The organism is Streptomyces sp. NPDC012466 (assembly GCF_042955215.1).
In the GTDB taxonomy this organism is placed as follows: domain Bacteria; phylum Actinomycetota; class Actinomycetes; order Streptomycetales; family Streptomycetaceae; genus Streptomyces.
In genome coordinates this window covers 469,396-489,976 of the sequence record NZ_JBIBEQ010000007.1, presented here as the reverse complement: position 1 = coordinate 489,976, position 20,581 = coordinate 469,396, and the positions used below count along the sequence as shown (strand labels likewise).

The window sequence follows — 20,581 nt, the reverse complement described above, 5'->3', positions numbered from 1 at the left end:
AGGAATGCCCTGCGCGTACATCGGTGGTGCGCGGGCCCTGCCGGGCTCAACATGCCACGGCCTCACCCCATGGTACGGGGCTGCGGCCGTGGAGGTTAGCCGGGATACGTCGGCGCAGGTCAGGGCCGGTTTGAGAGGTGCTGAACAGCCTTGTTCTCAAGCGCCGGACGGGCTCGTCGGTGCCGTCTCGTCGCAGGAGCGCCGGGCCACCTCCCGGGCCAGGGGCGAGTCGGGGCGCTCGTCGCAGCCGGTCAGGCCTGACATGTCGACCGTCCAGTTCCGGGCGTGGCCCGAGACCGTCCTGCCGTCGGGGCAGGTGTAGCGGAAGTGCGCCGCCACCTCCTTCACACCGGCGTACTGGATGAACTCGCCCGCCGCGTGGGGCACGACGCGGTCCGTGTCGAGCTCCGGAGCCGGGAGCCGGACGTCGGTGAACGACCAGGTGTCGCCGCCCGCCTCCGCCAGGGTGCGCGCCTCGGAGTCGATCTCGCCGATCTTCTTGCCGAGCGAGAAGAGGACCTCCGCGGGGGACGGGGCCGGTCCGTCGGCGCGTACCGAGGGGCGGGGGGTGTACACCCGCCGCATCGGGTTCTGGAGGGCGCCGCCGCCCTCGCCGAGCCGCTCGGGGTCGGAGACGCCGGTCAGCCGGTCCCGCTCGGTGAGGCGGGACCAGGTGAAGGTGCCGTTCGCGCAGGCCGTCGCCACGGGCCTGTCGGTCGTACGGCCCTTGTCGGCCTTGTCGTCGCCCGCACCCCCCGTGCAGGCCGTCAGTCCCGTCACCAGCACCCCGATGACCAGCCCGGCCGTGCGGGTCCGTCGTACCGTGCCGCGCATGACCGGCTCCTGTCCCCCGTGCACGGACGCCCGGCGTCCGCACCATGATCGCTGCTGGTCTCATGGTGCGGACGCCGGGCGGGGGACGGCAAGGCGTTTGAGCGTTCCCAGAGCTACGGGGCGGCCGAGCCCTTCACGGAGGGGCCGGACGCCGGCTTCGCGCCCTTCTTCAGGAAGCCCATGTCCTCGTAGACCGGTGTGCCGAAGCCGAAGGCCCCGGTGTTGACCAGGTTCTTGCGGGCCGCCAGGAGCTGCGGGCGCTGGAAGAGGGGGATCGAGCCGGCCGCGGCCCAGATGCGGGAGTCGGCCTTGCGGATCAGGGAGCGGGACTCGTCCTCGTCGAGGGTGGCCACGGCCTCGTCGAAGAGCTGGTCGACCTGGTCGGTGCCGACCCGCGTGTAGTTCTGCTCGACGTTCAGCGAGCCGTCGGCGGCCGGGACGGGCTTGGCGTAGACGGGCCGGGCGTCGGTGGCGGGGAACGCCGTGGCGGGCCAGGAGTACAGGGCGAGGTCGTACTGGCCGGAGGCGATGTGGTCCTTGAAGTAGGACTCGTCGGAGACCTTGGAGATCTCCGTGCCGATGCCCACGCGCTCCAGCATGCGGGAGATGCGGTCCGCGACCGTGCGCAGCGTCCGGGAGCCGGGCCCGGAGGGGAGGACGAAGCGGAGTGTGAGGGGCTTGCCGTTCTTGGCGAGCCGGGCGGCCTCCTGGTTCGCCGGGGCGGCGGTGCCCTGGGGGGCGTACGCGCCGGGCACGCCGCCCTGATGCGGCTTGTACTGCTTGCCGTCCTGGGCGAGGTGGCCGGCGGGGTCCGGTCCGCGGTGCGCCTTGTTGTCCTCGCCGACGACGTACGTGCCGTCGTCGTCCCGCTTCTCCCCGGAGTCGCCGTCGGCCTTCTCTCCCTCGGAGCCGGCCGCCTTCTCCTTCTTCTTCTGCTCCTTGACCGGGCCGCCGCGCACCCACCCGGCGTCCGCGAGCAGCGCCTGGGCCTCCTTGGTGTCCTGGCCGCCGAGGGCGCCGCTGTTGTCGGCGTAGGCGGCCTGGCCGGACAGGGCCAGGTGGCTGCCGACCGGGACGGCGGGCAGGCCGAGGGGTCCGAGGACGGCCTTGGCCAGCTCCTTGCGGTCCAGGGCGCGGGCGACGGCCCTGCGGACGCGTTCGTCGGTGAGCGGGCCCTCGGCGCCGTTCAGGGCGAGCTGGGTGTAGGCCGGCTCCAGGGACTTGCGCACCTCGAAGCCGCTGAGGGTCTGCTGCTGCCGGGCGTACGCGGAAGCCGCCCTGCGCAGCTTCTTGCGGGCGACGGTCTCCTCGCCGGCGGCGTCCTCGTCGGAGCCGTTGGCGACGGCCCAGGAGTGCAGGGAGTCCGCGGCGGACCGGTCGGCGCCGGGGCCCATCAGCGGGCTGGTGGAACTGTGCGGGCGGGCGGCGACGGTGATGCGGCGGGCCGCGGAGGGGTCGATCTCGGCCAGGTCGAGGGTGCCGGCGGCCAGCTCGGCGGCCCGCTTGTCGCGCGGGACGGTGCGCAGCTCGATTTCGGAGAGCTTGGCGGGCTCGCCCCACCAGCGCGGGTTGCGGGTGAGGGTGACGCGCTCGTCGTCGCGGTCGACCTCCTGCACCGTGAAGGGCCCGGCCGTGACCTTGAGCTTCTTGCGGGCCCCGTCGTTGAAGGAGTCCGGGGTGCCCATGACGTCCTTCGGGTACAGCGGCGAGAACAGCGAGCGCCAGTCCGCGTAGGGGCGGCTGAAGGTGACCCGGACCTCCAGGGCGCTGTCGCCGCGCTCGATCTTCTGGATGCGTTCGTAGCCGGCGTTGCGGGCGGTCCAGTAGGCGGTGTCCTTGCCGGACAGGGCACGCCACTGGGCGGCGAAGTCGTCGGCGCCGATCTCCCGGCCGTCGCTCCAGACGGCCTGCTGGTTGAGCTTGTACAGCACGACCTGCTTGGGCTCGGTGTCGACGACCTCGGCGGACTCCAGGTAGTCGGGGTTGCGCTCCGGGCGGCCGGAGGCGTTCATGCGGAACATCGACGGCAGGACGGCCTGGGCGACGCGGGTGGTGGTGGCGTCGGCGTCCGACTGGAACGTGTTCAGGGTGTCCGGCACGGAGTCGACGGCCCAGCGCAGGGTGCCGCCGTCGGCGATCCGGTCGCGGGGGGCGGGCTGGATGTCCTGCCCGGCGAGCGGCTTGCCGGACGGGTCGTCCGAGCCGCATCCGGCGAGCGCGGGCACCGCGAGCACGCCCGCGGTGAGGAAGGCGACCGAGCGCGTGACCGCACGCGGGCCGACACCGTGCTGGGACATCTGTGCTACCTCCGGGAAGCCGCGGGCGTTATGATCACTTTTGGCGGTATTTGGAGTTCATCTGATGTATGCCGCCACTGAAGAGGAAAGGGTTCGGCAACACAGGGCGACACGGCGGCCACGGGCGGGAAGCCACCCGTGCGGCGCAACGCACCGCAGGGTGCACCCACACGCCTCGGCCAATCGATGCACATCCCTTCACAGCACAAGGTGTGACGCGCAACACTCGCAGGCGCATGAACGTTGCCGCCTTGGGCCATGAAGGACCCGCGGAAGTGAGGGCAAGTCATGTCCGTTCACGACGAACTGACGTCAGTCCAGCGCAATCTCGACGAGGTGTTCCGCTCGCTGGGACGCCTGGAGAAGCAGCTCGGCACCGGCGGCCTGGAGATGCGCCGCGTCCGTGCCGACGCCAACCACCTGCGCGAGAGCGTCGCCCTGCTGCGCGACGCCGCCGCGTCACCGGCCGCGCCGAAGCGCCCCGAGCTGGTCACCATCTCCGACACGCCGTACGACTCCGCCCTGTGGAGCGACTCGGACGACGAGGGGCTCGGCGCCCGGGACCGGCGCGCTCCCTGACCCGGGGAGGAGTCGAGCGCGACCGGCACCTCCCCCGAACCCGACCGGAGTCGTCACGTGGCCACTGGTACGGAACCCCCCGCCACCGAACCCCATCACCCGAGCGGCGGCGTGCGGGGCGGTACGCGCGCCGCGATCGCCGCCCCGCACCTGCGCACCGACCGCTGGTGGCTGGCCCCGGCCGGCACGGCCGCGGGCCTGCTCGCGTTCATCGTCTACTCGACCTGGCGGGCCTTCGCCGACGCCGACTACTACGCGGCGCCCTACGTCTCGCCCTTCTACTCCCCCTGCCTGGCGGAGCGGTGCGAGCCGATGAGGTCCGGACCGAACTGGGAGATCTTCGGGAGCTGGTGGGGCGTCTCGCCCGCGATCATCATCCTGATCTTCCCGCTCGGCTTCCGCCTGACCTGCTACTACTACCGCAAGGCCTACTACCGGGGCTTCTGGGCGTCCCCGCCGGCCTGCGCGGTCGCCGAGCCGCACAAGAAGTACACCGGTGAGACCCGCTTCCCGCTGATCCTGCAGAACATCCACCGGTACTTCTTCTACGCCGCGATCGTGGTGGCCGGGATCCTGACCTACGACACCGTGCTGGCCTTCCGCGACGAGACCTACGCGTGGGGCCACATGGGCCTCGGCACGCTCGTGTTCCTGGTCAACATCGTGCTGATCTGGGCGTACACGATCTCCTGCCACTCCTGCCGGCACATCGTCGGCGGCAAGCTCAAGCACTTCTCGAAACACCCCGTGCGCTACCGGATGTGGCAGTGGGCGGGGAAGCTCAACGCCCGGCACATGCAGCTGGCCTGGGCGTCGCTGGTGAGCGTGGCGCTCGCCGACTTCTACGTCTACCTGGTCGCGTCCGGCGCCTTCGACGATCCGCGCTTCTTCTAGAGGGATGGGGCCTTATCGATGTCCGTGGTCGACCGGCAGGAATGGGACGTCGTCGTGGTGGGCGCGGGCGGTGCCGGGCTGCGCGCCGCCGTCGAGGCCCGCGAGCGGGGCGCCCGTACGGCCGTGATCTGCAAGTCGCTGTTCGGCAAGGCGCACACGGTGATGGCGGAGGGCGGCATCGCCGCCGCGATGGCCAACGTCAACAGCGGCGACACCTGGCAGGTGCACTTCCGCGACACCATGCGCGGCGGGAAGTTCCTCAACCAGTGGCGGATGGCCGAGCTGCACGCGCAGGAGGCGCCGCAGCGGGTGTGGGAGCTGGAGACCTGGGGAGCGCTGTTCGACCGCACCGAGGACGGCCGGATCTCCCAGCGCAACTTCGGCGGCCACGAGTACCCGCGCCTCGCGCACGTCGGAGACCGCACGGGTCTGGAACTGATCCGCACCCTCCAGCAGAAGATCGTCTCGCTCCAGCAGGAGGACTTCCGCGAGACCGGCGACTACGAGTCCCGGCTGAAGGTCTTCCAGGAGTGCACGGTCACGCGCGTCCTCAAGGAGGAGGGGCGCGTGTCCGGCGTCTTCGGCTACGAGCGCGAGTCGGGCCGCTTCTTCGTGCTGGAGGCACCCGCCGTGGTGATCGCCACCGGCGGCATCGGCAAGTCCTTCAAGGTGACGTCGAACTCGTGGGAGTACACCGGCGACGGCCACGCGCTGGCCCTCCTCGCGGGCGCTCCCCTGCTGAACATGGAGTTCGTGCAGTTCCACCCGACCGGCATGGTCTGGCCGCCGTCGGTGAAGGGCATCCTCGTCACCGAGTCGGTGCGCGGCGACGGCGGTGTGCTGCGCAACTCCGACGGCAAGCGGTTCATGTTCGACTACATCCCCGACGTCTTCAAGGACAAGTACGCCGAGACGGAGGAGGAGGGCGACCGCTGGTACGACGATCCGGACCACAACCGGCGCCCGCCCGAGCTGCTCCCCCGCGACGAGGTCGCGCGGGCGATCAACACCGAGGTGAAGGAGGGGCGCGGCTCCCCGCACGGGGGCGTGTTCCTCGACGTGTCGACCCGGATGCCCGCCGAGGTCATCAAGCGCCGGCTGCCGTCGATGTACCACCAGTTCAAGGAGCTGGCGGACGTCGACATCACGGCCGAGGCGATGGAGGTCGGGCCCACCTGCCACTACGTGATGGGCGGGGTCGCGGTCGAGTCCGACACGGCGGCGGCGCGCGGGGTGCCCGGGCTGTACGCGGCCGGTGAGGTCGCCGGCGGCATGCACGGCTCCAACCGGCTCGGCGGCAATTCCCTGTCCGACCTGCTGGTGTTCGGCCGCCGGGCGGGCTGGCACGCCGCCGAATACGCTGCGGGGCTGGCCGGGGCGCGGCCCGTCGTGGACGACGTCCAGATCGATGCCGCCGCGGCCGAGGCCCTGCGGCCCTTCTCGGCCGAGGCGGAGATCGAGGAACCGGCGGGCGGACCGCCGGAGAACCCCTACACCCTCCACCAGGAACTCCAGCAGACGATGAACGACCTGGTCGGCATCATCCGCCGCGAGCCCGAGATGGAGCAGGCCCTGCGGAAGCTGGCCGAGCTGCGGGTCCGGGCGCGCCGGGCCGGGGTCGAGGGGCACCGGCAGTTCAACCCGGGCTGGCACCTCGCCTTGGACCTCAGGAACATGCTGCTGGTCAGCGAGTGCGTGGCGCGGGCAGCGCTGGAGCGCACCGAGTCACGCGGCGGTCACACGCGTGAGGACCATCCGGGCATGGACCGCGAGTGGCGCCGGATCAACCTGCTGTGCGCGCTCACCGACCCGACGGGCGGCCTGGCGGCGACGGACCCGGTCCGCGGCCAGATCGCCCTCACCCGCGAGACCACCGAACCCGTCCGTGCCGACCTGCTCGCCCTGTTCGACAAGGAGGAGCTGGTCAAGTACCTCTCCGAAGAGGAGCTCTACGAATGAGCGGCTATACGGCCCACTTCAAGGTGTGGCGCGGAGACGTGGGCGGCGGCGGCCTGGAGGACTTCGAGGTCGAGGTCAACGAGGGTGAGGTGGTGCTCGACATCATCCACCGTCTCCAGGCCACCCAGGCGCCCGACCTCGCCGTGCGCTGGAACTGCAAGGCCGGCAAGTGCGGTTCCTGCTCGGCGGAGGTCAACGGCCGGCCACGGCTGATGTGCATGACGCGCATGTCGGTCTTCGAGCGTGAGGAGACGATCACGGTGACGCCGCTGCGGGCGTTCCCGGTCGTCCGCGACCTGGTCACCGATGTCGGCTTCAACTACGAGAAGGCGAGAGAGGTCCCGTCCTTCGTCCCGCCGGCCGGGCTCGCCCCGGGCGAGTACCGCATGATGCAGGAGGACGTGGACCGGCCGCAGGAGTTCCGCAAGTGCATCGAGTGCTTCCTGTGCCAGGACACCTGCCATGTGGTCCGTGACCACGAGGAGAACAAGCAGGCGTTCGCCGGGCCCCGTTTCCTGATGCGGGTCGCGGAGCTGGACATGCATCCGCTGGACGCGGCGGCGGAGTCGGGCCTGGACCGCAAGACCACCGCCCAGGACGAGCACGGCCTGGGCTACTGCAACATCACCAAGTGCTGCACGGAGGTCTGCCCCGAGGGCATCAAGATCACGGACAACGCCCTGATCCCCCTGAAGGAACGGGCGGTCGACCGCAAGTACGACCCGCTGGTGTGGCTGGGCTCGAAGATCCGCAGGCGCTCCTCGGCGGGCTGAGAGGACGGCCCGGGCCCGGTCACCGCACCCAGTCCTCCTTGTAGGAACGCCAGTCGGCCTCGGTGGCGGCGAAATCGATGTACAGCGCGACGCCGAAACGGGCCCGGTCCGCGTCCGTGCGGGACAGGCCCAGACGAACGCCCCGGACCGCCGCGGGCACGGTCTCGGCGTGGCCCCAGTGGTCGAAGTTGCTCTCCCAGTAGAAGGGCAGGCCCATCAGCAGGTCGGTGGAGGGCGGGGTGACCTCCAGGGCGAGGGAGGTCTGCTGGGCGACGTAGCCGCCGTAGGTGCTCTCCAGCGGCTGGGCGGTGTCGTACGACATCACGGCGATCTGGTCGACGCGGCGGGCGACCTGGCCGAAGAACTCCTGCGACCACCACTTGGGGTGTTCGGTGAAGAGGCCGAACACGGTGTGCAGGGCCGGGAGCGGGTCGATCTGGTGGGCGGCGACGGAGAGCTGCGCGTCACGGGGGCGCGTCTCGCGGCGCAGGGAGTCGAGGAGGGCGAGGTAGTCGCGGTCGCCGGACGGCATGGGCTCCAAGTCGAGGTGGATGCCCTCGTAGCCGGTGTCCAGGACCTGGCGGGCGGAGCGGACGACGGCGGCACGGGTGTCCGCATTGTCCAGACGCATGCCGTCGGGGCCCTCGGTGGCCAGGACGTCACCGAGGAAGGCCTGGACGCGGACGCCGGGCAGTTTCTCGTGCACGGCGTCGATGAACCAGCGGGCCCTCGGGTAGACCGACTCCGGAAGCGTGCCGTCGTGTTCCAGCGGGCCCGAGTGGACGTACAGGTCACGGATGCCGGTGCCTTGGAGGCGGCGGGCGAGGGCGGTGACGTCGGCGTCCTTCTTGCGGCCGTCGACCCAGGCGTGGCCCAGCCAGAGGGCGTCGCGGTCGCGGGTGTGGGTGCCGTCGGCCGGGTCGCCCATGTAGTTGATGCGCAGGGCCGTCAGTACGGACAGGAGCGGGAGCACCAGGAGCAGGGGGAGGGCGACGGCCGTGCGTCTGACCCAGCGCCGGCGTCTCGTGCCGCTGTCCCGGCCGGGCGAGGGATCCGCCTGTGGTGGTGAGGAGTTCTCGTCGTCGCCGGCTTCCGTGCGCTCCATGCCGTCTCCCCTCGGTGGTGCGGTCGATGTCGCCGGGGAGGACGATCAGCACGGACGTTCGGTTGCGATCAGCCGGGGCTTCCGGCCAGGTGCCGTACGTGCAGATGACCCTCCGCGGGCCAGGCCGGCGGCTGGGCCGGCAGGACGGCGGTGAGGTCGTATCGGCTTTTCTCCGCCACGCGGCAGGAGGCGGTGTTGGCGGCCTGGTGGCGGAGCACGAGGCGGGTCAGGCCGTCGCGGGCGAAGGTCGTGAAGGCCCAGTCGGACAGTGCGCGCAGGGCGCGCGGCGCGACGCCCCGGCCGCGTGCGCGCGCCACCGTCCAGTAGCCGACCTCGGCGGAAGGGCCGCCGGGGACGACGTCCTTGAGGACCACATGGCCGACCGGCAGCCCACCGGCACGGGAGGGGCCGGCCTCCGCGACGGCGAACGCGAAGCGGCGGCCCTGCTCCCATCCATGCCGCTGCTCCCGCAGCCAACGCGCCGCGCTCGACGCGTCGTCGACGGCGAACGACGTCCAGCGGCGCAAGTCCTCGTCCCCGCCCAGCGCGGCCAGCCCGGCCGCGTCCGCGGGATCCCAGGGGCGCAGGACCAGGGCAGGGGCCGTCGGTGTCGCCTCGGCCGGAAGCCGGGTCGTGGTGTCGGGCACGGGGCGATCGTACGGTGGCGGCCGGCCCGCTCTCAGAACAGGCTCAGCAGTGCCTCCGCCGGGTCCGTCAGCCTCGTGTCGCCTCCGGGGAGGGGCAGTTCGAACCACACCGTCTTGCCCCGGGGCGTACGGCGGGAGCCCCACGCCGCGCTGAGGAGGCCGACGAGCTGGAGGCCCCGGCCGCCCTCGTCGGTGTCGCGGGCGCGGCGGCGGCGGGGCTGGACCAGGCCGGAGTCCCAGACCTCGCAGACGAGGGTGCGGTCGAGCAGGAGGCGCAGCCGGATCTCGCCCTCGCCGTAGCGCAGGGCGTTGGTGACCAGCTCGCTGACCAGGAGCTCCGTGGTGTCGACCAGGGGCTCCATGCCCCAGGTGAGCAGCTGGGCCCGCGCGTACTCGCGGGCCCGGCCCACGCTGCGCGGCTCGCGCGGCAGGGTCCAGTCGCCCACGGAATCCGTGGGCAGCCCCTGTACACGTGCCATCAGCAGCGCGATGTCGTCCTCGCCGTGATGGGTGTCGAGGGTGTTGAGGACGTGGTCGCAGACGTCCTCCAGCGGCTGGGTCGGGTCGGAGAGCGCGCTGACGAACGCTTGCAAGCCCTCGTCCAGCGGGTGATCGCGGCTTTCGACCAGCCCATCCGTGTAGAGCGCGAGCAGGGCGCCTTCGGGGAGTTCGACCTCGACCTCCTCGAAGGGCTCGCCGCCGACACCGAGCGGCATGCCCGGCGGCACGTCGAGCATCAGCGCCGGCTCGCCCGGCTCGACCAGGACGGGCGGCAGATGGCCCGCGTTGGCGAAGGTGCAGCGCCGGGTGACGGAGTCGTAGACGGCGTAGACGCAGGTGGCGAGGTACACCTCCGAGAGGTCCGCCTCCCGGGGGCGGCGGGCCGCCCGGGTCGCCTGCTGCACGCCACCGGGGGCGCCGAGGCCGCGGGCGATCTCGTCCAGCTGGGAGAGCACCTCGGCCGGTTCCAGGTCGAGCTGGGCCAGGGTGCGGACCGCCGTGCGGAGTTCTCCCATGGCGACGGCGGCGCGCAGGCCGCGGCCCATGACGTCGCCGACGACCAGCGCGGTGCGGTGCCCGGGGAGTTCGATGACGTCGAACCAGTCCCCGCCGACCTCGCTGGGCCGGCCGGTGTTGACGTTGCCGGGCAGATAGCGGCAGGCGATGTCGAGGCCGGAGGCCTCCGGGTCGCCGGGCGGGAGCAGGGACCGTTGCAGTATCAACGCGCGTTCGTGCTCACGCCGGTAGAGGCGGGCGTTGTCGATGCAGACCGCGGCACGGGCGGCGAGTTCGACGGCCAGGTCCCGGTCCCGGTCGCCGAACGGCTCGCTGCCCTTCGTGCGGGCGAACTGCACGAGTCCTACGACGGTGTCGTGGGCGACCATCGGCACGGCGAGCGTGGACTGCACCAGCCCGCCGTCCTCGCCCGGGACGGTCTGGGGGCGGGCCGTGCGCAGGGCGTCCGCGCAGGGCGAGTTGAACGGGTAGTGGTGGACGGCACCGACCGCGACGGGCACGCCGGTGCCGGCGAAGGGCTCGTCGGACACGGCGCTGGCGAAGGCCACGCGGCGCAGTTCGCCGCTGCCGTCGGCGAGCCCGGGCGGGGTCTCGTCGCCGACCAGCAGGCCCTGGTAGAGGTCGACGGTGGCCAGGTCGCAGAAGCCGGGGACGACGACGTCGAGGAGCTGGCGGGCGGTGGTCTCCAGGTCGAGGGAGTTGCCGATGCGGGCGCCCGCGTCGTTCAGCAGGGCGAGATTGCGCCGGGCGGCGGCCGCCTCGCGGGCGGCGGCGCGCCGGGCGGTGATGTCGGTGCCGAGCCAGGCGATACCGATGGGGCGGCCCGAACCGCTGTGCACGCGGTAGAGGTTGACGGACCAGTGACGGCGCTCGTCGGAGCCCGGCACGAAACCGGTGACGTGCATGTCCGTGATGGAGTTGCCGCTCTCCAGCACGCGGCGCAGGGTCGCGGCGACCCGCTCGGCCTCACCGCGCTGGAGGTAGTCGTGGACACCCTTGCCGCGGTGGTCGTCGGGCGTGCCGCCGAAGATGGACGCGAACCGCTGGTTGGCGCGGCGGACCCGCAGGTCGGGGTCGATCAGCAGGAAACCGAACGGGGATTGACTGAAAATAGCCTGCGAGGCGGCGAGGTCGGTCTCGATGCTGCGCAGGGTGCGCACGTCGACGACGATGCAGACGGCCGCCTTGTCGCCCTCCTCGGTGCGCGTCGGCATGACGTACACCTCGGCGAGCCCTTCGTGGCCGCACTCCCCCTCGACGCCCTTCGGCATCCGGAAGGGCACCACGCCGGTCCACTCGCGGCCGTCGAGGATCTCGGCCATCTTGCGCATGCCGCGCTCGCGGTGGCGCGGGTCGATGAACGCCTCGATGGGGTCCATGCCGACGGCCTTGTCGGCGGAGATGCCGAAGAGGTGCTCGGCACGCAGGCTCCACTGCTCGACCAGCCCGTCGGGGCCGATGGAGAAGGACGCGACCTTGATGTAGTCGTAGATGGATCCGGGGGGACTGCTCTGCCACATGGCGTCCCCGGAGCGCACCCCGTCGGCAGCGAGCGCACCTCCCACCGCGGAGGCCAGGCCGTCGACGGCCCTCGCCCTCGCGCCCGCCGACGGGTCCTCGGACTCCGTGGCCTTCGCTGGTATCTCGCTCACGCGAACCGTCCCCTCCAGCTCACCGCGCCCGGCACCGGTCACCGGGGGCGGCTGCCCGCAGTATCCAGCACTACGGTGCCGCACAACACGGTGTTCACGATCACAGCACGGTCCCGATGGTTTTCGGTCCGGACCGTGACAACACTTCCAGTCTTCTAACCAGGGGACACGTCGTCGAATCCCGTCGGCCGGCAACCGCCACTGGCCTGAACCAATCGCTCTACAGCGGTAAGACGTACGTACACCGGATTTTCACTCCGGCAGCGCGAGTTCGAACCACACCGTCTTGCCCGTGACGCCCGGCCGGGTGCCCCAGCGGCGGGAGGAGGACGCCACCAGGTGCAGTCCGCGGCCACTCTCGTCCTCGGGGCGGGCGGCGCGCTCGCGGGGCGGGTCCGGCAGCGGGTCGGAGACCTCGACCAGGAGGACGGTGCCGAGGCCGGAGGGGCGGACCAGACGGACTCCGATGGGGCCGGTGGCGTGCCGCAGGGCGTTCGTGACCAGCTCGCTGACCAGCAGTGCCGCGAGATCCGCGAGGCTGTCGAGGCCCCAGGCGCGGAGTTGGCCGCGAACGGCCTGCCGGGCGGTGCGCACGGCGCCCGGCTCGGCGGGAAAGGTCCACCCGGCGCAGTCACCTTCGGTGTCGATCACGCCGATCACTTCCCAGGCAGGAGCCCCGCCCATGTCCGGTTTCATGGGGTTAATGGGCACATACCCGATATCCGGGGCGGAGTACCGCGCGGAGCGGCGCGCTGTGGCACGAACGGCGTAAGGAGCGCCCGTACAGCACGGTGTCGAGGCCGCGCGCCCCCGGCCGGCTTCAGGCGCCGGGCTCTTGCGGTCCGCCGGAGACAGAGGGGCCGGATGCGAGGTCTTCCGCGACTCCCAGGTGCGCGAGGGCCTGCCGTACGGCCGGGACGTCCTGGTCGAGCCAGTGCACGTCCCAGATCTCGTGGGGACCGAGCCAGCGCAGCTCGTCGTGGTCCTCCAGGGGCGCGGGAGCGGCGGAGCCGGGCCGCAGTCGGGCGGTCCACACCTGCAGGACGTACGGCGGTCTCAGGGGCCACTCCCCCGGGACGCGCCCGCCCGCCTCGGCGTCGACGCCGAGTTCCTCGCGCAGCTCCCGCACGAGCGCCGCGTCGGCCGCCTCCCCGGGCTCGACCTTGCCGCCGGGCAGCTCCCAGCGCCCGGCCAGCTCGGCGGGGGCGCTGCGCCGGGCGGCCAGCAGCCGGCCGTCCTCGACCAGTGCGGCAGCTACGACGATCCGCTCACTCATGCGGGGAGCCTACGGGAGCCTCGCCGGCCGCCAGGGCCCTCCACGGGACGGCGGCAGTCAGTCGTGCACCACGGCCGACCCGCTCTGACCGAGCCGCTCGACCCAGTACAGCTGCTTGTGGCCGCGACCGTCGAGGCTGTCCGCGATCTTCTGGGCCTCGGCCCGGGTCGCGTACCGGCCCACTCGGTAGCGGTTGCCGTTGTCGTCTTCTCGTATCACGAGCCAGGGCAGAGTGACCGTGCTGTCGTTCATCGCGCCCCTCCACTTCCCACCCGCGGCCTGTGCCGTGCCCCACCCGCCAAGGAAACCGCAATGCGCATATGCCCGACCCTACGCCTAACCTTTACGCAGCGAATACGGCTTTTCACAAAGAGGTACGCAACCAGCCAGAACGCAGGGGGCGCACGCCCATGAACGCGCCGTTCGCGCACCTCGGCGCAATCAGGCGGAGGCATACCGCATACACGCACCTCGACCTGCGTGAACGACAGCCGGCCACGGGAGGCGCACGACCCCGGCCCGCGTCGGGCCGCATGGAGATTCTGTGAGCGGGGCGCGCGGGGAGCGCACCGCGGGGCGGATGTGAGCGTTCGCTACTTGACCGGAAGGTGGTAGGCGACCCGGTACCGATCGGCCGGGATGACCACGTCGGCCGTCTCCACCGGGCGGCCGGAGGCGTAGAACGTGCGCTGGATGACCAGGACCACGTGCCCCGGGACGCCGCCCAGGACGAGCAGTTCCTCGGCGAGGCCGGGCCGGGCGCCGACCTCCTCCGTGACGTTGTCCACGATCACGTCGATGGCACGCATGCGCTCGACGACGCCCATGCCGCCGACCGGCCCCTCCTCCGGCAGCATCACGGGCGTACGCCCCGTCACGGCGAGGGGTTCCCAGGACGTGGAGAGCATCATCGCCTCACCGCCCTCGCGGTAGAGATATCTCGTGCACATGACCCGCTCGCCCGGCTCGATGCCCAGCCGCTCGGCGACCGCGACGCTCGCCTCGGACTGCTCGCTGCTGGACTCCCAGGTGCCGCGCCCCTCGCCGTCGGCCTGCTCCTGGCGGAACGCGGTGGCCCCGCCGGTCGGGCGGAAGCCGGAGCGGGAGATGCGCCGGGGCACCGGCCGCTCGCGCACATAGGTGCCCGAGCCGGAGCGGCCCTCCACCAGGCCTTCCGCCATGAGCACCTTGCGGGCCTCCAGCGCGACGGTGTCCGAGACCCCGTACTCCTGGCGGATTCTGGCCTGGGAGGGGAGACGGGTGTGGGGTGGCAGCTGACCGTCGACGATCTTCTGGCGGAGATCACCCGCGACGCGCAGGTACGCCGGCTGCTCACCGAATGTCACTGGCCGCTCCCATCAGGTTGTACAGACAGCAACAGCGTGGCAACCGTAGGTTGTGCGGTGCAAGCAAAGGCCAGAGAATCACTCGATGTGATGACATGGGGGCCCTGAAGGCTTTACGCAGGCACTTTCTCCCCGCTATAGCCGCCGTCACACCTGCGCGTCGGGGTCCGGCCGCTCGCCCTCCTCGGAGGCCGGCGGGGTCGCCGCCAGTCCGAGGGCCTTGCGCGCCGTGACGGTCGCCGGTCCGTCCACGGGCCGGTACGCCTTGTCGTAGTGCGCGTAGTAGGTGTCCACGTCGTCGGCGGCGCTCGCCCTCTTCCACTCCTCCCTGGCGTCCTCCAGGTCGTCGACCAGCTCGGCGACGGGCCTGCGGGCACCGGACGGCCAGGGGTGCGCGCGCAGGGCCCCGAGCTGCTCGCCGAGCACGTCGTGGACCTCGGTGGCCCAGGCCCGGTGCGCGGCGAGGTCCTCCTCGGGGGTCTTCCCGGGCTCCTCGTAGAGCGCCGCGTCGAGAGCGTTGGCCGTCGACAGGAAGACGACCTGGTCGGTGTCGAGGGTGGTGGGGTCGCCGCGCAGGGAGCCGGTCAGCTCGCTGCCGGTCCCGGTGCCGCCGAAGAGACAGGTGATCGCGCGGTCGCCGTAGCGCCAGCTGTCCCGGGACGGCATCAGGTAGTACACGTCGACGTCGGCCGGCATCGCCCAGGTGTCCATCGCGTACTGGTCCTGGAGGGCGTAGCACTTCTCGTCGGCGAGGTCGGTGATCCTGGTGTCGCCCGGGAAGGCGCCGCCGGGCAGCGTGACGACCGCGAACACCTCGCCGTCGTGTCCGCCCTCGCAGGGCACCCGGTCGACGTCGTAGGTGTCGCTCTCCAGCCCGCGGGGCGCGTCGAAGCAGTCGCCCTTCTGCAGCGACAGGCTCTCGTTGCCCCGCGCGCCGTCCTTGAACCCCTCCCAGGCCTTGGACACGGCCCCGCTGGACAGCACCACCGCCCACAGCACGATCCCGACGGCCGACAGGACCACGCCGGCGATCGCCATGCCCCGCCCGCTCTGCCCGGACCTCCGGATCTGCCGCAGCGCGATCAGCCCCAGCACGAGCCCGGCGGCGGGCAGGAAGCAGAGCACACCGAGCACGAGAGCGGCGACGGCGAGCGCGTTGACGGAAACCGGGCTGCCGTAGGGGCGGTGGACCTGCGGCCGGCCGGCGGGGGACGGGCCGTACGGGCCCTGGGGGTGCTCGCTCCCGGGGGGCGGGGGTATCGACACGGGTACGGTGCTCCTGGCTGAGGCGGCGGGAGAGAGCGGCCGTCCGTGATCGACGAACGGCTGAGGCGCATCGTAAGCGGCGGATCACGGGGGCGGAATGCGGGCGACCAGCGCGGTGAGTTGCCACCCGCGGAGGTCATCGGGGCCGGGGGGAGCGACGTCCCACCGCAAGACGGGCCTCGTCCTCGCCGGTGGCCGGGTCACCGAGCCGAAGCCCATTCCGGACGACGAGGACGCCTACGTGCTGGACATGTCGGGAGGTTGAGGTCCGACCGCCCGCCCGGGGCGGCCGTGCCTCAACCGTCGCGCCCGCCCGTCACCCGCCGGCACGCCTCCGCATAAGCCCGTACCAGGGTCCGCTCCCCCTCCTCCCGGCGCCAGGCCAGGGCGTAGCGGCTGGGGGTGACGCCGTGTACCGGGCGGGCCGTCACGCCGCCCAGGGTGAGCAGGGGGACGTTGCCCGCGGCCACGAGGCAGACGCCGAGACCGGCGGTGAGGGCCTCGTACGTCTCCTCCGTGCTCGCGATCTCGGCGCCGATGCGGGGCGGGCGGCCGCCGCGGGCGTCGAGGGCGAGCCAGAAGTCGCGCAGCGGGCCCGTGCTCTCGGGCAGCGCGAGGAAGGGCTCGTCGAGCAGGTCGGCGAAGTCGATCGCGGCCCGGGCGGCGAGGGCGTGCGTGTCCGGGAGGGCGACCAGGAGGGGTTCCTCGGCGACGACCGTCCAGTCGTAGCGTTCCTGGCCGGGCAGCGGCAGCCAGACGAACGCGATGTCCGCGGCACCGTCGGCCAGGCCCGCCGTCGGGTCGTCCCAGTTCACCTGCCGCAGCCGCAGGACCGCCTCGGGGTGTTCCGCCGTGAAGCGGGAGCGGATCGCGGGCAGCAGACCGCCGCGGACCGGGCTGGTGCTCATGCCGACGACGAGCGTGCTGCGCCGCGCCGACCGGACGGTGTCCACCGCGGCCGCGCCTTCCTCCCACGCGTCCAGCACCCCGCGCGCGTGCGGGAGCAGTGCCGCACCGGCGTCGGTGAGGGCCACGCCGTGCCGGTCGCGCCGGAACAGCTCGACGCCCGTCTGCCGTTCAAGGGCCCGGATCTGTTTGCTGAGTGCGGGCTGGGACACGTAGAGGCGCTCGGCGGCGCGGGTGAAGTGCAGGTCTTCGGCCACCGCGACGAAGTAGCGCAGGTCCCGCAGGTGAACGTCCATGGTCATGACCATCGGTTATCACCAAATGTCTTGGACGCACAACGGCCCGAGGGACAAGGGTGGTTGGTGTCAACGACACGAGACGGGGAGCTGTCATGAACAAGGTATGGCTGATCACGGGCGCGAGCAGCGGGTTCGGGCGGGCGATCGCCGAGGCCGCCCTCGCGGCGGGCGACGTGGTGGTGGGGGCGGCCCGGCGCCCGGAGGCCCTGGACGACCTGGTCGCCGCCCACCCGGACCGGGTGGAGGCGGTGCGCCTGGACGTCGCCGACACCGGCGCCGCCGAGGCCGCCGTGGCGGACGTCGTGGCGCGGCACGGGCGGATCGACGTCCTGGTCAACAACGCGGGCCGGACCCATGTCGGGGCGTTCGAGGAGACCACCGAGCAGGAGTTGCGGGCCCTGTTCGACGTGCACGTCTTCGGCCCGGCCGCGCTGACCCGGGCCGTGCTGCCGCACATGCGCGAGCGGCGCTCGGGCGCGATCGTGCAGATGAGCAGCATGGGCGGGCAGATGTCCTTCGCGGGCTTCTCGGCCTACAGCGCGACGAAGTTCGCCCTGGAGGGCATGTCCGAGGGACTCGCGGACGAGGTCGCGGAGTTCGGCGTCAAGGTGCTGATCGTGGAGCCGGGCGCCTTCCGCACCGGCCTGTTCGAGACCGGGCGGGCCGGGACCAGCGCGGACAGCGGGGTGTACGGGAAGGTGAGCGAGACCCGTGGTCTCATCGCCGGTGGCGACGGCACGCAGCCGGGCGATCCGGCCAAGGCGGCCGCTCTCATCCTGGCCGCGCTGGACGCCGACTCCACGCCCCTGCGCCTGCCCCTCGGCGACGACGGCGTCAGCGCGGTCCTCGGCCACCTCGACCAGGTCCGGGACGAGGTCCTCGCGTGGGAGAAGCGCAGCCGGGACACCGGGTTCGACCGGTAGGGCGCGGCGTCAGCCGGAGCCCCGGCGCAGGAGGGCGAGTTCCGCGTTCATCTCGGCGAGGAACCGGACGACCACCTCCAGCTCCTCGGGGCTGAACCGGCCCCTGGCCGCCTCGGTGCTCCGGGCCAGGGGCCGGAAGCAGTCCCGGGCCAGGCCTCTGGCCGCGTCGGCGTAGTGCAGGTGCACCACGCGGCGGTCCCCGGCGTCCCGGACCCGGCGGATGTGGCCGGCCCTCTCCAGCCGGTCGAGGCACGCCGTCACCGCGCCGGACGTGAGGTTGAGCTGCCCGCGCAGCCGGCCGGGCGTCATGGGCTCGTCGCCCGCGTCCGGGTCGGAGTCGGCGTCCAGGATCGCGATCAGGGCCTGCATGTCGGTGAGGTGCAGGCCCTGTTCCTGGGCGAACTCCTGGGCGATGCGGTTGAACTCGCTGTTCATCCGGCGCAACAGAACGGCGAAGGTCTGCAACCCGGTGGGGTCGTCCGCCGGAAGAGATGCCATGGATGCACCGGAGCCGTTCATCCCCCCAGCCTAGTATCTCTCAATCATTGAGATACTTTATGAGTGAGTCACTTCCTCTACGGCTTGGGATGCGCATGAGAACCGCACAGCGACGGGCCCGGTGGCTCGTACCGCTCGTCCTGCTCCTCGTCTGGCTGGGCGTGGGCGGAACACTCGGCCCCTACGCGGGCAAGCTCGGCGAAGTGGCCACCAACGACCAGGCCGCCTTCCTGCCCCGCAGCGCCGAGTCCACCCGCGTCCTCGACGCCCGGAAGGCGTTCGACCAGTCCGAGACCGTGCCGGCCATCGTGGTCTGGACGGCGGACGGGGAACGGTTCACCGAGGGCCGGCGAGCCGAGGCCACCCGGGCCGTCGGCGCGCTCGCCGGGAAGCCCGGCGTCGTCGGCCGCCCCTCGCCCGCCCTGCTCTCCGACGACCGTCAGGCGATACAGGCCGTCGTCCAGCTGAAGCCCGACCTCGGCGACGAACTGCCCACCGCCCTCGACGCGGTGCGCGAGGCGGCCCGGGCCGTGCCCGGCACCACGGCGCGGATCGCCGGACCGGCGGCGAGCCAGGCCGATCTGTCGGACGCGTTCGCGGGCATCGACGGGCTGCTGCTGGGCGTGGCCCTCGGCGCCGTGCTGCTGATCCTGCTGCTGGTCTACCGCAGTGTCCTGCTGCCGTTCCTGATCATCCTGGGCTCGGTGTTCGCCCTGGGCCTCGCCTGCGCCGTGGTCTACGCGCTGGCGGAGCGGGACGCGGTCCGGGTCGACGGACAGGTGCAGGGCATCCTGTCGATCCTGGTGATCGGCGCCGCCACCGACTACGCCCTGCTGCTGGCCGCGCGCTTCCGCGAGGAACTCGCCCTGCACAAAGACCGTTCCGGGGCCGCGACGGCCGCCGTACGCCGGTCGTTCGGTGCGATCACCGCCAGCGCGGCCACCGTGGCGCTCGGGCTGCTGGCCCTGCTCGCCAGTGACCTCACCAACAACCGTGCCCTCGGGCCGGTCGGCGCCATCGGCATCGGCTGCGCCGTGCTCGCCACACTCACCTTCCTGCCGGCCGCGCTGGCCCTGCTGGGCCGCAGCGCCTACTGGCCGTCCCGGCCCAGGCCCCCCGAGGAGCCCGGGGAGGGAACCGGCGTGTGGCGCCGGGTCGCCGGGGCGGTGAACGGCCGGCCGCGGCGGACGTGGGCGGTGACGGCACTCGTCCTGGCCGTCCTCGCGGCCTTCTCGCCCTCCCTGGCCTCCAAGGGCGTGCCGCTGGACGAGATCTTCGTGAACGACGCGCCCTCGGTGTCCGCGCAGGCGGCGCTCGGCGCGCACTTCCCCGGCGGGTCCGGCAACCCCGCCGTCATCATCGCCGACGCCGACCGGACCGCCGAGGTGACGGCCGCCGCGCGGAGCACCGAGGGCGTGGCCTCCGCCGGTGCGGTCGCCGCCTCCGGACGGCCCGGGGCGGGCAAGCCGCTCGTCGTCGACGGACGGGTGCGCATCGACGCCACCCTCAAGGCGACCGCGGACAGCGACGCGGCCAAGGAGACCGTCGAGCGGCTGCGCACGCGGGTGCACGCGATCCCCGGGGCCGACGCGCTGGTCGGCGGGTACGCCGCCCAGCAGTACGACACCCAGCGCACCGCCGCCCGGGACCGGACGGTCATCGTGCCGATCGTGCTCGCCGTCATCCTGCTGATCCTGATGCTGCTGCTGCGTTCCCTGCTCGTGCCGGTGCTGCTGGTCGCGACCGTGGGGCTCAACTTCCTGGCGACCCTGGGGGTGTCGGCGCTGGTCTTCCAGCACCTGCTCGGGTTCAGCGGCACGGACGCGTCGGTGCCGCTGTACGGCTTCGTGTTCCTGGTGGCGCTCGGCGTCGACTACAACATCTTCCTCATGTCGCGGGTCCGGGAGGAGGCGCTCGCGCACGGCAACCGGCAGGGGGTGCTGCGCGGGCTGACCACCACCGGCGGTGTGATCACCTCGGCCGGTGTGGTGCTCGCCGCGACGTTCGCGGCGCTGATGGTGATCCCCCTGGCGTTCCTCGTGCAGATCGCGTTCATCGTCGCCTTCGGGGTGCTGCTCGACACGCTCGTGGTGCGCTCGCTGCTGGTGCCCGCGCTGATGATCGACATCGGCCCGCGGGCGTGGTGGCCGAGCGCCCTGGCAACGGCCCCGCGGGGGCCGGACGGCGGTACCCCCTCCGGCTGAACCGTCGCCGGCGCCCGTGTCGTGCATCCGCCGCGGGCGCCGGACGGGAAGTGTTCGCGTCAGGGCCGCCCGTGAACCGACAGCACGGCGACGGCGTCGGCGGACG

The 20,581-nt window shown here is 72.3% G+C and carries 19 protein-coding genes; 7 read left to right on the top strand and 12 right to left on the bottom strand.

Annotation, left to right across the window (positions count from 1 at the left end; all coding sequences use genetic code 11):
• Positions 1 to 156: 156 nt before the first annotated feature.
• Both ACFY9E_RS27135 and ACFY9E_RS27130 read right to left on the bottom strand, forming a co-directional pair.
• Positions 157 to 834, bottom strand: coding sequence for a hypothetical protein (locus ACFY9E_RS27135; protein WP_390988277.1), 678 nt, complete (start codon positions 832 to 834; stop codon positions 157 to 159).
• Between the two features lie 113 nt (positions 835 to 947).
• Entirely contained in the window at positions 948 to 3,131 is a 2,184-nt protein-coding gene (locus tag ACFY9E_RS27130; protein ID WP_390988275.1) for an ABC transporter substrate-binding protein, read from the bottom strand.
• Positions 3,132 to 3,419: 288 nt separating this feature from the next.
• On the opposite strand from ACFY9E_RS27130, the gene ACFY9E_RS27125 reads away from it, so the two are divergent.
• Genes ACFY9E_RS27125 through ACFY9E_RS27110 form a run of 4 tightly spaced genes read left to right on the top strand, consistent with a single transcriptional unit; the run spans position 3,420 to position 7,336 of the window.
• On the top strand, positions 3,420 to 3,710 hold the full coding sequence (locus ACFY9E_RS27125) for a hypothetical protein (RefSeq protein ID WP_390988274.1): 291 nt from the start codon (positions 3,420 to 3,422) through the stop codon (positions 3,708 to 3,710).
• A gap of 57 nt (positions 3,711 to 3,767) precedes the next feature.
• On the top strand, positions 3,768 to 4,604 hold the full coding sequence (locus tag ACFY9E_RS27120) for a hypothetical protein (protein WP_390988272.1): 837 nt from the start codon (positions 3,768 to 3,770) through the stop codon (positions 4,602 to 4,604).
• Positions 4,605 to 4,622: 18 nt separating this feature from the next.
• Complete coding sequence (locus tag ACFY9E_RS27115; RefSeq protein WP_390988271.1) at positions 4,623 to 6,563, top strand: fumarate reductase/succinate dehydrogenase flavoprotein subunit; 1,941 nt, start codon at positions 4,623 to 4,625, stop codon at positions 6,561 to 6,563.
• The gene (locus ACFY9E_RS27110; RefSeq protein ID WP_390988269.1) at positions 6,560 to 7,336 is read left to right on the top strand and encodes a succinate dehydrogenase/fumarate reductase iron-sulfur subunit; all 777 of its coding nucleotides are present in this window, start codon (positions 6,560 to 6,562) and stop codon (positions 7,334 to 7,336) included. Before ACFY9E_RS27115 ends, ACFY9E_RS27110 begins: the two co-directional genes overlap by 4 nt.
• 19 nt (positions 7,337 to 7,355) lie before the next feature.
• Here the strand turns inward: ACFY9E_RS27110 and ACFY9E_RS27105 are convergent, their stop codons facing one another.
• The 8 genes from ACFY9E_RS27105 to ACFY9E_RS27070 form a co-directional block, all read right to left on the bottom strand.
• Positions 7,356 to 8,441 (bottom strand): hypothetical protein, encoded by a 1,086-nt coding sequence (locus tag ACFY9E_RS27105; RefSeq protein ID WP_390988268.1) that lies wholly within the window; start codon positions 8,439 to 8,441, stop codon positions 7,356 to 7,358.
• A 68-nt stretch (positions 8,442 to 8,509) separates the two neighbouring features.
• Positions 8,510 to 9,088, bottom strand: a complete 579-nt coding sequence (locus tag ACFY9E_RS27100) for a GNAT family N-acetyltransferase (RefSeq protein WP_390988266.1) — start codon at positions 9,086 to 9,088, stop codon at positions 8,510 to 8,512.
• A gap of 32 nt (positions 9,089 to 9,120) precedes the next feature.
• A complete protein-coding gene (locus ACFY9E_RS27095; RefSeq protein WP_390988264.1) occupies positions 9,121 to 11,757 on the bottom strand; it encodes a SpoIIE family protein phosphatase in 2,637 nt (878 codons plus the stop codon).
• A gap of 252 nt (positions 11,758 to 12,009) precedes the next feature.
• The gene (locus ACFY9E_RS27090) at positions 12,010 to 12,453 is read right to left on the bottom strand and encodes an ATP-binding protein (protein WP_390988262.1); all 444 of its coding nucleotides are present in this window, start codon (positions 12,451 to 12,453) and stop codon (positions 12,010 to 12,012) included.
• Between the two features lie 124 nt (positions 12,454 to 12,577).
• Complete coding sequence (locus ACFY9E_RS27085) at positions 12,578 to 13,033, bottom strand: NUDIX domain-containing protein (RefSeq protein ID WP_390988260.1); 456 nt, start codon at positions 13,031 to 13,033, stop codon at positions 12,578 to 12,580.
• A gap of 57 nt (positions 13,034 to 13,090) precedes the next feature.
• On the bottom strand, positions 13,091 to 13,285 hold the full coding sequence (locus tag ACFY9E_RS27080) for an SPOR domain-containing protein (RefSeq protein ID WP_390988259.1): 195 nt from the start codon (positions 13,283 to 13,285) through the stop codon (positions 13,091 to 13,093).
• Positions 13,286 to 13,626: 341 nt separating this feature from the next.
• The gene (locus ACFY9E_RS27075; RefSeq protein WP_390988257.1) at positions 13,627 to 14,379 is read right to left on the bottom strand and encodes a GntR family transcriptional regulator; all 753 of its coding nucleotides are present in this window, start codon (positions 14,377 to 14,379) and stop codon (positions 13,627 to 13,629) included.
• Between the two features lie 147 nt (positions 14,380 to 14,526).
• Positions 14,527 to 15,645, bottom strand: coding sequence for a DUF4190 domain-containing protein (locus ACFY9E_RS27070; protein ID WP_390988255.1), 1,119 nt, complete (start codon positions 15,643 to 15,645; stop codon positions 14,527 to 14,529).
• A gap of 97 nt (positions 15,646 to 15,742) precedes the next feature.
• On the opposite strand from ACFY9E_RS27070, the gene ACFY9E_RS27065 reads away from it, so the two are divergent.
• The gene (locus ACFY9E_RS27065; RefSeq protein ID WP_390988253.1) at positions 15,743 to 15,910 is read left to right on the top strand and encodes a hypothetical protein; all 168 of its coding nucleotides are present in this window, start codon (positions 15,743 to 15,745) and stop codon (positions 15,908 to 15,910) included.
• Between the two features lie 31 nt (positions 15,911 to 15,941).
• Here the strand turns inward: ACFY9E_RS27065 and ACFY9E_RS27060 are convergent, their stop codons facing one another.
• Positions 15,942 to 16,859: a LysR substrate-binding domain-containing protein gene (locus ACFY9E_RS27060; RefSeq protein WP_390988251.1), complete on the bottom strand. Its 918-nt coding sequence runs from the start codon at positions 16,857 to 16,859 to the stop codon at positions 15,942 to 15,944.
• An 83-nt stretch (positions 16,860 to 16,942) separates the two neighbouring features.
• On the opposite strand from ACFY9E_RS27060, the gene ACFY9E_RS27055 reads away from it, so the two are divergent.
• Entirely contained in the window at positions 16,943 to 17,773 is an 831-nt protein-coding gene (locus ACFY9E_RS27055; protein ID WP_390988249.1) for an oxidoreductase, read from the top strand.
• A gap of 9 nt (positions 17,774 to 17,782) precedes the next feature.
• Here ACFY9E_RS27055 and ACFY9E_RS27050 read toward each other — a convergent pair whose 3' ends face one another.
• Positions 17,783 to 18,271: a MarR family transcriptional regulator gene (locus tag ACFY9E_RS27050; RefSeq protein ID WP_390988248.1), complete on the bottom strand. Its 489-nt coding sequence runs from the start codon at positions 18,269 to 18,271 to the stop codon at positions 17,783 to 17,785.
• Between the two features lie 95 nt (positions 18,272 to 18,366).
• Between ACFY9E_RS27050 and ACFY9E_RS27045 the strand changes: the two genes are divergently transcribed.
• Positions 18,367 to 20,475, top strand: a complete 2,109-nt coding sequence (locus ACFY9E_RS27045) for an MMPL family transporter (RefSeq protein ID WP_390988246.1) — start codon at positions 18,367 to 18,369, stop codon at positions 20,473 to 20,475.
• The last annotated feature ends 106 nt before the right edge of the window (positions 20,476 to 20,581 follow it).